This is a genomic window from Ilumatobacter sp., assembly GCF_030065885.1.
In the GTDB taxonomy this organism is placed as follows: domain Bacteria; phylum Actinomycetota; class Acidimicrobiia; order Acidimicrobiales; family Ilumatobacteraceae; genus Ilumatobacter.
The window spans coordinates 21,201-35,098 of sequence record NZ_JASJCS010000064.1; the positions used below are offsets into that span (position 1 = coordinate 21,201).

12 protein-coding genes and 1 pseudogene are annotated in these 13,898 nt (G+C 70.3%); 4 read left to right on the forward strand and 9 right to left on the reverse strand.

Going from position 1 to position 13,898, the window contains the following annotated elements:
* Positions 1–5 precede the first annotated feature (5 nt).
* The gene (locus QNJ12_RS14220) at positions 6–515 is read right to left on the reverse strand and encodes a hypothetical protein (protein ID WP_300623442.1); all 510 of its coding nucleotides are present in this window, start codon (positions 513–515) and stop codon (positions 6–8) included.
* A 144-nt stretch (positions 516–659) separates the two neighbouring features.
* On the opposite strand from QNJ12_RS14220, the gene QNJ12_RS14225 reads away from it, so the two are divergent.
* Complete coding sequence (locus QNJ12_RS14225) at positions 660–1,937, forward strand: HNH endonuclease signature motif containing protein (protein WP_300623444.1); 1,278 nt, start codon at positions 660–662, stop codon at positions 1,935–1,937.
* Positions 1,938–2,022: 85 nt separating this feature from the next.
* Here the strand turns inward: QNJ12_RS14225 and QNJ12_RS14230 are convergent, their stop codons facing one another.
* The 3 genes from QNJ12_RS14230 to ilvD all read right to left on the reverse strand — a co-directional run bounded on the left by QNJ12_RS14230 (position 2,023) and on the right by ilvD (position 5,054).
* The gene (locus tag QNJ12_RS14230; protein ID WP_300623445.1) at positions 2,023–2,547 is read right to left on the reverse strand and encodes a hypothetical protein; all 525 of its coding nucleotides are present in this window, start codon (positions 2,545–2,547) and stop codon (positions 2,023–2,025) included.
* A 406-nt stretch (positions 2,548–2,953) separates the two neighbouring features.
* A complete protein-coding gene (locus tag QNJ12_RS14235; RefSeq protein WP_300623447.1) occupies positions 2,954–3,238 on the reverse strand; it encodes a hypothetical protein in 285 nt (94 codons plus the stop codon).
* A 91-nt stretch (positions 3,239–3,329) separates the two neighbouring features.
* The gene (ilvD, locus tag QNJ12_RS14240; RefSeq protein ID WP_300623449.1) at positions 3,330–5,054 is read right to left on the reverse strand and encodes a dihydroxy-acid dehydratase; all 1,725 of its coding nucleotides are present in this window, start codon (positions 5,052–5,054) and stop codon (positions 3,330–3,332) included.
* 82 nt (positions 5,055–5,136) lie between these two features.
* Here ilvD and QNJ12_RS14245 point away from each other — a divergent pair, with 82 nt between their 5' ends.
* On the forward strand, positions 5,137–5,805 hold the full coding sequence (locus QNJ12_RS14245; protein WP_300623461.1) for a hypothetical protein: 669 nt from the start codon (positions 5,137–5,139) through the stop codon (positions 5,803–5,805).
* Entirely contained in the window at positions 5,802–6,323 is a 522-nt protein-coding gene (locus QNJ12_RS14250) for a LemA family protein (RefSeq protein WP_300623462.1), read from the forward strand. The genes QNJ12_RS14245 and QNJ12_RS14250 overlap by 4 nt, the downstream gene beginning before the upstream one ends.
* Positions 6,324–6,582: 259 nt before the next feature.
* Here the strand turns inward: QNJ12_RS14250 and QNJ12_RS14255 are convergent, their stop codons facing one another.
* The 5 genes from QNJ12_RS14255 to QNJ12_RS14275 form a co-directional block, all read right to left on the reverse strand.
* Complete coding sequence (locus QNJ12_RS14255) at positions 6,583–7,821, reverse strand: MFS transporter (protein ID WP_300623464.1); 1,239 nt, start codon at positions 7,819–7,821, stop codon at positions 6,583–6,585.
* A 99-nt stretch (positions 7,822–7,920) separates the two neighbouring features.
* Entirely contained in the window at positions 7,921–8,805 is an 885-nt protein-coding gene (locus QNJ12_RS14260; RefSeq protein WP_300623466.1) for a transglutaminase family protein, read from the reverse strand.
* A complete protein-coding gene (locus QNJ12_RS14265) occupies positions 8,802–11,090 on the reverse strand; it encodes a circularly permuted type 2 ATP-grasp protein (protein WP_300623468.1) in 2,289 nt (762 codons plus the stop codon). The genes QNJ12_RS14260 and QNJ12_RS14265 overlap by 4 nt, the downstream gene beginning before the upstream one ends.
* Positions 11,083–12,012, reverse strand: coding sequence for an alpha-E domain-containing protein (locus tag QNJ12_RS14270; protein ID WP_300623469.1), 930 nt, complete (start codon positions 12,010–12,012; stop codon positions 11,083–11,085). Before QNJ12_RS14270 ends, QNJ12_RS14265 begins: the two co-directional genes overlap by 8 nt.
* Entirely contained in the window at positions 12,012–13,484 is a 1,473-nt protein-coding gene (locus tag QNJ12_RS14275; protein WP_300623471.1) for a circularly permuted type 2 ATP-grasp protein, read from the reverse strand. Before QNJ12_RS14275 ends, QNJ12_RS14270 begins: the two co-directional genes overlap by 1 nt.
* Positions 13,485–13,578: 94 nt before the next feature.
* Here QNJ12_RS14275 and QNJ12_RS14280 point away from each other — a divergent pair.
* Positions 13,579–13,898: pseudogene (locus QNJ12_RS14280) on the forward strand (phosphoenolpyruvate carboxykinase); the annotation flags it as partial.

Consider the following 13,898-nt stretch of genomic DNA (forward strand, 5'->3'; position numbering starts at 1 on the left):
ACCGATCACGCCGCGATGTCGTGGACGGAGCCGTCGTCACGGACGAGCGTGTTCTCGGTCAGCGTGACGGTCATGGGACGCTCGAACCTCGCGAGAGCGTTGGTGAGGCCGGTCAGCTGCATCGCCAGGACGACCCGCGTGTCCGTCGGCGCCAGCGCTCGTTCGACCGAGACGCGGGCGGAGTCGCATCCGAGGACGACGACGGCGTCGTAGTCCGCAGCGCGCTTCAGGAGGCGCTTCCGCTGGCCGCTCGTCCAAACGCACATCATCGGGCTCGGGATCCACATCCGGAAGACGCCGGTCTTGATCCCGCGGCGCTCGAGGGAGTCACGGACGTCCCGGATGTGGGCCTCGAACGCCTCCGTCTTGACGCCGTGCCGGAGGGGCTCGAGCCACGGCGCGCCACGCTGCATGGCCAAGCTCACCGGTGGACACACGGGGCACGAGACGATCAGGGCGGAGCGAGCCTCCGCCAGCTCGTCCTGAACGTCGATCGATTCCAGATGAAGGGGCATTCCAAACCTCCTCGGGTTCCACCTCCACGGTCTCACGATCGTCAACGGATCGCGTACCGACCTCGGCCGGTCGCTGACGAGGATTCGTCTGATTTGCTGGTGTTTCGCGTTGCATATCGAACGTATGTTCGCTATCCTCTACCCGTGGACACATTGGTCGTCGAGCTGCCGTCATCGGCCGAGGACTGGGCCTCGTTCGAGGGCCGCGAGTTCGACGCCAAGGTGCGCGTGCTCGACATCGCCGGGCGGCGCATCGAGGCGGCGATCGTCGGTGCGACCGACCACTCCCATCGCACCGGCCACTTCCTCACCGACGGGCATCGCACGGTCGGCAACTGGCTGATGGCGACGACGAACTGCTCGCGTGGCGAGGCCAACGCACGGCGCCGCTCGGCGAAGCTGATTCGCGAGCTCACGACCGTGGCCGAGGAGTTCATGGCCGGCAAGGTCGGCGTTGCGCAGGTGCGAGAGCTCGCGCGGCTGGCCGCCAATCCGAGAGCTGGTGATCAGCTCGGCGAGTCCGAAGATCTGCTGCTGGAGGCCGCCCAGACGCTCGAGTTCGCAGACTTCCGCGTCGTGACATCGCGCTGGGAGCAACTGGCCGACGCCGACGGCGCCCACCGCGAGCACGAGCGAGCGCACGACGAGCGCAACGCTCGCTGCGACTTCGACGGTGCCGTGTTCCGGTTCGAGACGTCGCACGGCGTCGTACAGGGCACGTCGATGCGCGACGTGTTCCAGGCGTTCTGCGATGCCGAGTTCGAGCGCGACTGGCAGTGGGTGCAAGCGACGTACGGCGACGAGGCCAACCGGTCGTTGCTGCCGCGCACGGCTGGTCAGCGACGTGCCGACGCCTTCGTAGCGATGGTGCTGGCCGCCGCGGAGGCCGGGGTCGGCGACGGCCGCTCGATCGACACCACGGTCAACCTCGTGTGCGACCTCGACCAGTACGAGCAGCGACTCGAGTCCGAGATCACCGGCGAGCCGGTCGACGTCGACCCGTCGACGGTGAAAGAGCGGCGGTGCGAGACGACCGACGGTGTCCCCGTCGACCCTCGTCAGATGGTCGCCGCCGCAGTGCTCGGCCGGCTCCGTCTGATCGTCACCGACGAGGCGGGCGTGATCGTCCACGCCGGCCGCAAGCGCAAGCTGTTCAACGGGGCGCTGCGAGAGGCGATCATGGCGATCGACCCGATGTGCGGCTGGCTCGGCTGCACGCTCCGGGCCCAGATCTGCGACATCGATCACCTCGAACCGAGATCACGAGGCGGGCCGACCAACCCCCGGAACGGCAAGATCCTCTGCCACAAACACAACGTCTTCAAACACGTCAACGACTTCCGGGTCAGCCGACGAAGCGACGGCACCATCGAGATCCACCGCCCCGACGGCAGTCAACTTCGCCCACCCGACGCGGCATAGGTCGCGGATCACGGCGTGCGTGGGAGCAACTCGGTGGACGCTGCATCGCGGCCCTCAGCGAGGCGACGCGGAGACGGCCAACGACTCAGCCGGCGGGGCCGTGGTAGCGGTCGTCGCCCGTCGCACAGTAGGTGTTGAAGGAAGCCCGGTCGTTCGGCGTCAACCCCGCTGCCGACCATGTCAGTTCCTGATCCGGTTGCTCGGCACCAGCGAAGTTCGTACCCGGCTTCTCACCTTCCGACACGAGACGTAGCGTCGAACCGTCAATCACGAAATCCGTGACCGAGCAGGACACCTCGATCAGGACGCGGGGCGTCGACCCGCGAGGATCGACACCCAGAACCGCGACATAGCCGAGCCCGTTCGTCCCGCCGGAGCGGCAAGCGGCAACGATCGACTCGCCGCCGGGCACCACGCGATCTGCGATCTCGGTGCGACACCCGCGTGCCCCGTAGCTGGTCGGCGATCGGTGAAGCAGGACCGGAACAGTCTCCCCATCGATCTCGGCAAGAGCTGCCAGCACGAGGTCATCCATCCGGTCACTGCTCGCAGTCCCGGCGACGAGCCGCACGCCGTCCTCACGCGTGGCGTCGCCGAGAATCTCGGTCACACCTGCCACCGGGGCTGCCGGTCGACTTCCACCATCACCCTGATTCGAGCTGGGTTGATTCGTCGGCGTGGCGCGCCGAGGAGCATCGTCAGCACAGCCCGAGAGCATCGCGAGCAGGAGGAGGCCCAACCCCAGCCGCCGGCCAGAGGATTCCATCACCCGACCATCATGTCCGAGCAGCTACCTCGCCTCCCGGATGTGAGACGAGCGCAACGACGCAGTGCCGGGCGGACGCCTCGTCGCGATCGTGCATACCCGAGCGTAAGATCTGCGAGGCGGTCTCGGTGGCGGGCCGGCCACTCCTCGATCGGGCTCGAGGCGATGCACCAGGGCTGTAGGTCGAGTCCCGTCGCCGAGACGCGCCGCCCGTTCGACGACCGAACCGCAGCACGCTCGGGAAGACGTGTCAATCGGTGGGGGCCACGGCTGCCCAGCCGGCCGCGGAGACACCAAGCCGTCGCCCGATCGTCACGATTCGGTCGTAGGTGTCCCGACGGATCGGCAGCGGCGGCTCCCTGGTCATGTAGCGCAGGTGATCGAACGCAAGCCCGAGTTCGCTGGCGCCAAGGAAGTCGTTGACGACCTCACGACCATCGAGGAGATAGACCTGATCGAGCCCGGACCCCGGCGCCGGCGTTCCACGAACCTCATCGAACGCCGCCTGCATCAGCGGTTCGATGTCATCGAGCACGTCGAGGATGAGCGCAGCGGTCACAGCATGTGGAGCCCGCGCGCACCGACGGCGATCGATCCAGCGCGCCAGTGGTCTGGATGGGGCCACGTCAAACCACGTTGGTGATGGCGCCCTTCTCGGCGCCTTGGGCCAGCCTGGCGTACTTGGCCAGCACGCCGGTCGTGTAGCGGGGGTCCGGCGGGCCGGTCCAGTCGGTACGACGTCGTTCGAGCTCGTCGTCGTCGACCAGCAGATCCAGGGTCAGGGTCGGCACGTCGATCTTGATGCGGTCGCCGTCCTTCACGAACGCGATCGGGCCACCGTCCACCGCCTCTGGGGCGACGTGGCCGATGCAGAAGCCCCACGTGCCGCCGGAGAAGCGGCCGTCGGTGATCAGCGCGCAGTCTGCGCCCCGGCCGGCACCCTTCAGCGCGCCGGTGATCGCCAGCATCTCGCGCATGCCCGGCCCGCCCTTCGGGCCCTCGTAGCGGATCACGATCACCGTGCCGGGCTCGATCTCACCGCCCATGACGGCAGCCATCGCGCCGTCCTCACCGTCGAACACACGGGCCGTGCCCTCGAACGAGCGCTGCTCCTTCGTCAGACCGGCGACCTTCACGACCGATCCGCTCGGGGCCAGCGAGCCGGTCAACACGTTGAGGCCGCCCTCCGGGTTGATCGGCGTCGACGCCGGGTAGACGACCGTGCCGTCGGGAGCGGGCGGGTCGATGTCGGCGAGGTTCTCGGCCATCGTCTTGCCGGTCACCGTGACCTCGTCGCCGTGCAGCATGCCCTCCTCGAGCAGATGCTTCAGCACGACGGGCACACCGCCGACCCGGTCGAGGTCGGTCATGTGGAACTTGCCGCCCGGCTTCATGTCGGCGAAGTGCGGCACCCGTGACGCGACCTTGTTGAAGTCGTCGAGGTCGAGCTCGACGCCGGCCTCGTTGGCGATCGCCAGCAGGTGGAGCACGGCGTTGGTCGACCCGCCGAGCGCGTTGGCGAGCGCCATCGCGTTCTCGAACGCGCCCTTCGTGAGGATGTCGTGCGGGCGGAGGCCGGCCCGCAACATCTCGACGACCGCCTCGCCGGCGCGGCGGGCGTCGTCCTCGCGGCGACGGTCCACCGCGGGCGGCGACGCCGAGCCCGGCAACGACAGGCCGAGCGCCTCGCCGATCGAGCTCATCGTGTTGGCGGTGAACATGCCGCCACAGGCGCCCTCGCCGGGACAGGCGTGCTTCTCGATCGCGAAGAGCTCGTCCTCGGTGATCGTCCCCGCTGCGCAGGCCCCGATCGCCTCGAACACCGACGTGACATCGAGCGCCTTGCCGTTGAGGTAGCCGGGCAGCGTCGAGCCGTTGTAGACGAACACGCCGGGCAGGTCGAGGCGGGCGATCGCCATCATCATCCCTGGCATCGACTTGTCGCAGCCGCCGGTCGCAACCAGGCCGTCGAGTCGCTCGCCGTGCATCACCGTCTCGACCGAGTCGGCGATGATCTCCCGGCTGACGAGCGAGGCGTGCATGCCCTCGTGGCCCATCGAGATGCCGTCCGACACGGTGATCGTGCCGAACTCGAGTCCCACACCGCCGGCAGCTCGCACGCCCTCCTTGGCAGCTGCCGTCAGCCGGCGGAGCGACACGTTGCACGGCGTGATCTCGTTCCACGACGACGCGATGCCAACCTGCGGCTTGTCCCAGTCGTCCTCGCCGAGGCCGACCGCTCGCAGCATCGCCCGCGACGCCGCCTTCTGGATGCCGTCGGTGACGTCGCGCGACCGCGGCTTGATGTCGACGGGGGTGTCGGCCGAGGTGGAATCAGATGCACCGGTCATGGCCGTGAGGGTAGTGCCACGCTGCGGAGGCGAACCTGGTGGGACGCGCACCCTCTTCGGTCATCGCTAACGTCGGCGCCGCATGGCCTGGCTCACCCCCGTCGTCGTCGTGGCGTTCATCGCAGCGGCCCTGCTCGCCGCCCGGTACGGCGCACAGCGCGAGCGCAAGCGCCGGCTGGCGGCCCAGGCGCGCGCACGATCGTTGGGGTACGAGATGGATCTCGACGACGGGAAGCCGCCACAGCTCGGCATGGCGCTGTTCGAGCTCGGCCGCTCGCAACGCGTCAGCTACCGCACGTGGCGCCACGACTCGCCCGACAGCGTCTTCCAGTACCAATACGTCACGGGCTCGGGCGACGATCAGAAGACCCATCGCCGGACCGCCGTGCTCGTCCACGTGCCGTTCGACGCTCCGCACCTGCGGATCGAACTCGAGGGCTTCTGGTCGACGGTCGGGCGGGCGGTCGGGATCCGCGACATCGAGATCGAGTCGGAGGCGTTCAACGATCGATACCGCGTGCGCAGCGACGACGAACGCTTCGCGATCACCCTCCTCGACCACGAGATGATCGCCTGGATGCTGTCCCCGCATTCGGGTGGCGGCGAGGTGCGGTTCGAGTTCGCCGGCCGCTGGATGCTGTGCTGGGGCGACCGCATCGACGACGAGCACCTGATCCCGCTGCTGCAGTGGGCGCAGCACGCCCGGCTGAACCTGCCCGAGGTGTTGACCAGCCTCTACCCGCCGACATGAACACTGCGATCACCGTCGCCGTCGTGATCGTCGCCGTGCTCGCGGTCGGCTACCTGCTGTCCTACAACCGCTTCGTCTCGGAGCGTCAGGCGGTCGAGGACGCGTGGTCCACCATCGACGTCGAGCTCGAGCGGCGCCACCACCTCGTACCCCAGCTGGTCGAGTCGGTCCGGGCAGCCGCCGAGCACGAACGTGAGCTGCTCACCGAGGTGGCGCGCCGCAACGACGCCGCGATCGAGGCGCCACACACCCCGGCGGCAGCGAACACGTGGGAGCCGCCGCTCGTCGAGGGCGTCGCCGAGCTCGTCGCGCTCCGCGAGCGCTACCCGGCGCTCAACTCGCAGGCGAACTTCCTGCGGTTGCAGGGCGAGCTGGCGATCACCGAGGACCGCATCGCGGCGGCGCGCCGCTTCTACAACACCCGCGTCGAGAAGCTGAACCGTCGCGTCGAGGCGTTCCCCTCGTCGCTCGTCGCCGCCCGCCACGGCATCGAGCAGGCCGACTTCTTCGACGCCTGATCGTGCCCGCCGACCGGCCGAGCCGGACCGGCTCCGCCTCCCGAGCTCACGGCCTCCGCAGCGCCACGGCTGCTACGACGCTCGCCCGCCGGACACCACCATCCCACGACCCCGACCGTGCCCCGCCGACCGGCCCGCCAGACACCACCATCCCACCACTCCGACCGTGCCTCGCCGACCGGCCCGCCAGACACCACCATCCACCCACTCCGACCGTGCTTCGCCGACCGGCCGAGCCGGACGGGCTCCGCCCGTTCCGTCAGGACGCGGTCGGCGCGAGGCCGCCAGCGGTGGCGGGCTCGGGCTCGGTCGGTGTCGCCACGACGAACCGCCACAGCACGACCAGGCCGATCACGGTCGCCACCGCACCACCGAAGAAGCCGGCCTGCTTCGAGAACACCTGCCCGACCGCACCGAGCACCAGGCCGCCGGCCACGCTGCCGACCTCGAAGAACATCGTGAACGAGCTGAGCGCACTGGCCCGCTCGTGGTCGCCGACGCGGTTCACGACGTTCGCCATCAGCGACGGGTACATGAACGCCATGCCGGCCCCGATGCCCGCTGCGCCGAGCCAGAGCGCCCACGGCTCGGCGACCGAGCTGATCAGCACCAGAGACAGCGTCAGCGTCACGAGCGCGATGCTGACCGTCCGATGGGCGCCCAACCGTTCGGGCACCTTTGCAGCGAGCAGGCGTAGCGACAGGCTCACCGCGCTGTACACGAGGAACAGGCCGGCCGAGCCGGCCAGCCCGACCTCGCGGGAGTGGTCGGGGATGAACGCGAAGTACACCGACAGCGCCGCGATGCCGGTGGCGAGCACGACGCCCGGCCAGAGCGCGGCTCGGTGGAAGAGCGGCGCCTTCGCTGCTGCGGGCGCGGCCGTCCGGTCGACGCGCCGCGGCACGCCGAGCACGGTGAACGCCGTGACGAGCGCGAACGCCGACCCGACGAGGAAAGTCGTCGCGAACCGGTCGTCGCCGAGCACCGCCTCACCGATGGTCGGGCCGATGCCGATGCCGCCGAACACGGCGACCGAGAAGTAGCTCGCGGCCTCGGCCCGCCGGTTGGCCGGCGAGAGGTCGGCGATCAGCGTCGAGGCGGCCACGAAGAGCGCCGCCTCGCCGAGCCCCATCACGGCCCGCAGCAGCAGGACGTGCCACAGCGCAGTCGCCAGCGCCGTCAGGGCACCGGCGGCCGCCGCCATCACGGCGCCCGCCATCATCAGCGCCCGACGGCCGAACCGGTCGGTCAACCGGCCGAGGAACGGCCGCGCGAACACCGCGGCCGCCGCGAACGACGCCACCGACAGGCCGACGCCGAACTCGCCGGCGCCGAGCTCTTCCTCGATGAAGCGCGGCACCGAGACGAGCACGATGCCGATGTAGAGGAAGAAGAAGAACGCGGTGACCGTCACCGAGAGGAACGGACCCGAGATCAGCCGCTCGCGGGGCGCGCCAGGACCCGGCCGTTCCGGGAGGGGGGTACGCGGGAGGCTCACCGACGCCATGCTCGCCGCTGCAACGTGCGGCGCGGCCATCGGATTCCTCGCCGCGCCACATGTCACAGCCGGCGGGCCCGGGCCCGCGTACGCGCCTGGTCAGACCCGAGCGACGTCGACCGAGACCGTCAGCGTCTGCGCCGTCGACGGGCCGATCATCACGCCGCGCACCGGTGTGACGTCGCCGTAGTCGCGGCCCCACGCCACCGTGACGTGGTCGTTGACCGGCAGGTGCCCGTTCGTCGGGTCGAAGTCGACCCATCCGGCCTCGGGCATCCAGACCGAACACCAGGCATGGGACGCATCGGCACCGACCAGGCGCTCCTCCCCCGGCGGCGGCACCGTCTCGATGTAGCCACTCACGTAGCGCGCCGCCAGCCCGACCGAACGGAGGCAGCCGATCGCGAGGTGAGCGAAGTCCTGGCACACCCCGCGGCGAGCGGCGAGCACGTCGACGAGGGGTGTCGAGAGGTCGGAGAAGTGCGGGTCGAACTCGAACGTGGTGAAGATGTTCGAGCACACCTCGGCGACCGCCTCGACGATCGGGCGGCCCGGCGTGAACGACGAGTCGGCGATGGCGTGGAGCGGCGCCCCGAGCGCCGCTGTGTCGATCAACGCCGAGTCGGCGCGGAAGGCGCCGACCTCCACAGCGAGGTCGCCCTCGAGGCCGTCGAGTCGCGCGACGACGCCTTCCCACGGCGTGTCGTCGTGCGGCATCGCCTGCTCGTCGAGCTCGACGACGCTCGTCGCCTCGACGGCGATGTCGTCGTGCGGCTCGTGCAAACCGAACTGGTTGACGAGGTTGCCGAACGGATCGAGGAACGAGTCCCACTCGGATGCCGGCGGGTCGAGGCGGACCTCGGACTCGACGACGCGCTGCCACCGCGTCGGGCGCGGCACCAGGCAGGCCACGGTGTACCCGTCGGTCATCGTGGCGCCGTACCGGTATTCGGTGCGATGGTTGACCCGGAACGTGCGCGTCATGCGTGCTCTCCCCCGGTCGGCCGCATGACGATCGGGTTGACCGGCGTGGAGAACCACCGGCTGACGACACGTGCGCCGGCGTCGACGAGGATCGCACGCAGCTCGGCCACCATCTCGGGGAGCGGCCGATCGAGCGCAGCGCTCGCCCGCTCGGCCAACTCGCCCACCACCGGCCAGTCGCCGGCGTCGGCATGGGCGGTGAGCCGGTCGATCGACGCCGCCAGCGAACGCGGGTTGGCGCGGTCGTGCACGATGAGCGCGATCGCGGCACCGACCTCGACGTCGCTCCGGTACCGACGCCGGTAGGCGACCAGGCTCTCGCTCGCCGCCAGCAGCACCTCGACGGCCGCATCGTCGGGTGCGTCCGCGGACAGGTCGGCCGGCAGCACGAGCTCGCCGTCGGCGCCCGGCACGCCGAGCACGCCCTCGATGAGGTCGAGCACCACGAGGCAGCGCTCGAGCCGCCGACCAGCGTCGCCGATCAGCCAGGCCGGTCCCTGCACCGTGCTCTCCTGCCACAGGCCGGCGATGGCGCCGAAGTCCGCCACCAGCGAGTCGAGATCGTCGACGACGGTCCGGTGCCGTTGCAGCGTCGCACGACGCTCCGCGAGTCGGGCGAGCACGCGGCCGGTGGTCACCGAGAGGAACTCTCGCACGGTCGTCGCCTCGGTGAGCAACGAGCCCACCTCGCGAGCGACGGCATCACCCACGAGCGACAGCTCCTCTCGCACCGCGTCGACGCTCGGTGCCTCGGCGGGAGCGGGCTCGCCCTCGCGCCGGGCCCGGCGCGCCAGTCGGCACATCGTCGCCGCCCACGTACCACCGCCGAGCCCCGCAAGCCCCGGATCCTGCTCCATCCTCGACGCCACGACCCGCATCACGCGCGTCATCGCCTCGGCGCGCTCCGCGGCACGGTTCATCCAGTAGAGCGAGTCCGCGGCCCGGGTCGGCACCGACCGCCCGAAGTCGACCTGCGGCAGCCTCGGTCCGACGGTGGGAGCGACCGTGTGCCCGAGCACCCAGACGTCCTTGGCCGTGCACGCGGTCGGTCGCGCCGGGTCGTCGCCCGGCGCGACGACGCGGCCCGTGCCACCCGGCAGCACGACGACACCGCCGCCGTCGTGCACGGCGAACAGCCGCAGGACCACGCCGGCGTGGGCGAGGCCGGGGTCGACCGAGCCGGGCGCGAGCGGCGACCCTGCGAGCGGCCGATCGGGACGGTCGAGCATCGGGAGGAGCTGCTCGAGAGGGCGGATGGCGTCGATCGCAGCGGCGACGAAGGGCCGGACGTCGGAGGACTCGACGACGCCCGCGCCGTGCGCGTTGGCCAGCGCGATGCCGCCGGCGCGCACGGCTTGCAGCAGACCGGGGACGCCCGCCGATCCCCGTGCGGCGACGTCGAGCGGGTCGATCTCGGCATCCTCGAGCCGACGGAACAACACGTCGACCGGTTCGAGACCGTCGAGCGTGCGCAGCCAGACGCGTCGCTGCCTCACCACGAGGTCGGCCCCCTCGACCAGGTTCACGCCGAGCTCGACCGCGAGATACGAGTGGTCGACGTACGAGGGATGATCGAGGCCGCCGGAGAACACCACCGTCCGTGGGCTCGCAACGCCGGTGATCGCGGCGAGCGCGCGGCGCACCGAACCCGTGTACCGGGCGAGCGACGCCACGTCGGCCGCGGCCATGACATCCGGCAGCACCCTCGACGTGACCGACCGGTCGAGCAGCGCGTAGCCGAGCCCCGGCGGCGCGTCGGTGTGGTCGCGGACGACGTACCAGACGCCGTCGGTGCCGAGCGCCACGTCGACTGCGTAGGTCATCAGCCACCGGGCAGGGGATGCGCCGACGGCGTTGATGCGGTATCGGTCGGTACCGGCGAGCGCCTCGATCGGCACCGTCCGATCGCGAACGAGGCGGCGGTCGCCGTACAGGTCCGAGATCACGGCCTCGAGCGCCTCCATCCGTTCGGCGACGGCGAGCGACAGCCAGCGGAACGTGGCCGCGTCGAGCACCACCGGGATCGGGTCGAGCCGCCACGGCCGGCTCTCGACCGTCACGGGACGGCCGTCGGCGCGGACCGGCAGGTCGTGGACCAGATGGCCGGCGCCCTCGGCCGCGAGCAGCCGGTCGGCCCGGAGCTGGCGGTCGGCGATCCGGGTGGGATCGAGCAGCCGCGGGGCGAGGCCGTCGGGAAGGTCGAGCGTCGTCGGTGCGCGGGTTGCTCGGCCACGGTCGACGGTCGCCGCCGACGTGCTCGTGCCGGACCTCGCGCGGTCAGACATCGACGTACCGCCCGACGATCGCGTCGTGGAGCCGAGCGATCGCGACCTGCACCTGGTCCATCGCCCGATCGAGCTCGGCCCCCTCGGTGTCGCGCGGATCGGAGACAGCCAGCGCCTCCTCTGCTTCGGTGAGCGCGACGATGACGTCCTGCGGCTCCGGCAGCGCGAGCAGCACGGTGCGGATGGCGTCGAAGCACCCCTGCACCGACCGCGGGAACGCCGAGTAGCCGAGCAGGAAGCGGACCACCGCGATGCCGTCGATCGGCCCGTGGGTGGCCCGCTGGTACATCTGGAGCGCGGAGACCGATCGGAGCACGCTCATCCAGCGCACTTCGTCGGCGACCAGCGCCTCGCGGTCGGTCTCGCTGAGAATGCCGGCGGCGGCGACACCGAGCACCCGCGTCGTCATGTCGGCCCGCTCGACCAGGCGTCCGAGCCGGAACATGCGGTACGGGTTGGCCCTGGTCATCGTCGACTCGAGGACGCCGTCGAGTCGACGGCTCGTCTCGATGACGCGCACGAGGAACCGGTCGCGGAGCTGGCGCTCGACCGCGGGTCCCGCCGTCGCGTCGACGTACTGCGACAGCTGGTTCACCGACTGCCAGGCCTCGCGCGGCAGGACCTCGCGCGTGGTCCTCAGGTTCTCGCGCGCCGAGGTGACCGCGCTGCGCACGCTGCTCGGGTTGGCGCGATCGGCGATCAGGTGCCGGAGCACGGTGCGCTCGCCCTCGGGATCGTCCTCGGGGATCGGCAGCTCGACGTTCGAGCCGGCGATGACCGCGAGGGGTTCCCAGCGCAACACGCTCGGCGAGTCGACCACGAGGTCGTTGTACGCCCGCACGATCCGCGCCGTGTCCTCGGCCCGTTCGGTGTAGCGCGCTCCCCAGTAGAGGCGGTCGGCGGTCCGGGCGAGCAGTGCCATCAGCCGTCGCTCCCCTGCACCTGCTGTTGCCGCTGTTGCTGCGTCGCCGGCCCCCCGGGTGGCGCGAAGGACGCGTCGACGATCCACGTGTCCTTGCTGCCACCGCCCTGCGACGAGTTCACGACGAGCGAGTCCTTGGGCAGCGCCACGCGGGTCAGCCCCCCCGGTGTCACGTAGCTCCGTTCGCCGGTGAGCACGAACGGTCGCAGATCGACGTGGCGCGGCTCGATGCCGCCCTCGACGAGCGTCGGCACCGTGGAGAGCGAGATGATCGGCTGCGCCACCCAGTTGCGAGGATCGGCCTCGATCGCGGCGACGGCCTCGTCGAGCTCGTCGCGCGTCGCCCGGCTGCCGATCAGGATGCCGTAGCCGCCGCTCTCGTTCGCCGGCTTCACGACCAGATCACCGATGTTCTCGATCACGTGCCGGCGCTCGTCGTCGTACATCGTCCGGTACGTCGGCACGTTGCGGATCATCGGCTCCTCGCCGAGGTAGTAGCGGATGATGTCGGGCACCCACGCGTACACGACCTTGTCGTCGGCGACACCGGCACCCGGCGCGTTGGCGAGCCCGACGTTGCCGGCCTTCCACGCTCGCATCAGCCCGGGAACGCCGAGCATCGAGTCCTCACGGAACACCTCGGGGTCGAGGAACAGGTCGTCGATCCGGCGGTAGATGACGTCGACCCGCTCGAGGCCGGCGATCGTCTTCATGTACACGCAGTCGTCGTCGCCCACCACGAGATCGGCACCCTCGACGAGCTCGGCCCCCATCCGCTCGGCGAGGAACGAGTGCTCGAAGTAGGCCGAGTTGAAGATGCCCGGCGTCAACACGGCGACCTGGGGGTCGGCGACGCCGTCGGGCGCCAGCGACGCGAGGAGGCGGCTGAGCTCCTCGGTGTAGCTGTCGACCGGCCGGATCCGCTGGCGCTCGAACAGCTCGGCGAACGCCCGCTTGGTCACCCCCCGGTTCTCGATCACGTAGCTCACGCCGGACGGCACGCGGAGGTTGTCCTCGAGCACGTACATCTCGCCGTCGTCGTCGCGGACGAGGTCCGTGCCCGAGATGTGCGCCCACACGCCGTGCTTGGGCCGCACGCCACGGCACTGTTCGCGGTAGTTCGCCGACGCGTCGAGCAGTTCGGCAGGGAACACGCCATCGGCGATGACACGCTGGTCGTTGTAGAGGTCGTCGATGAACATGTTGAGCGCTCGCAGCCGCTGGGAGAGGCCGGCGCTGATCTGGTTCCATTCGGGACCCGGGATGACGCGCGGGATGATGTCGAACGGCCACGCACGATCGATGTTCTGGCCCTCGGAGTACACGGTGAACGTGATCCCCATCGTGAGGATGTCGAGCTCGGCCAACTGCTGACGCTCTCGCAACTCGGGCTCGCCGATCGAGTCGATCAGGCGCATCAGCGCGGACGCCGCGGGCCTCGGTTCACCGCCGGGCGTGATCAGCTCGTCCATCGGCGACCGACCATAGGCGCCTGGGACGAGGCGCCGCACCCCACCCGCCCTAAGCCTCTAGTGCTGCACACCGTTGTCGGCCTACAACGGACACATGAACGCTCCCGACTACGTCCAACACGACGGCCTCAAGCAGTGGGTCGCAGAGATGGTCGAGCTGTGCAAGCCGGCCGCTGTGCACTGGTGCGACGGCTCCGACGAGGAATACGACCGGCTCTGCCAAGAGCTCGTCGACGCCGGCACCTTCATCAGGCTGAACGAGGAGAAACGGCCCAACAGCTTCCTCGCCCGCTCGGACCCGAGCGACGTCGCACGCGTCGAGGACCGCACGTTCATCTGCTCGCGCACCGAGGAGGATGCCGGGCCGACGAACCACTGGATGGACCCCAAGGAGATGAAGGAGATCCTGACGGG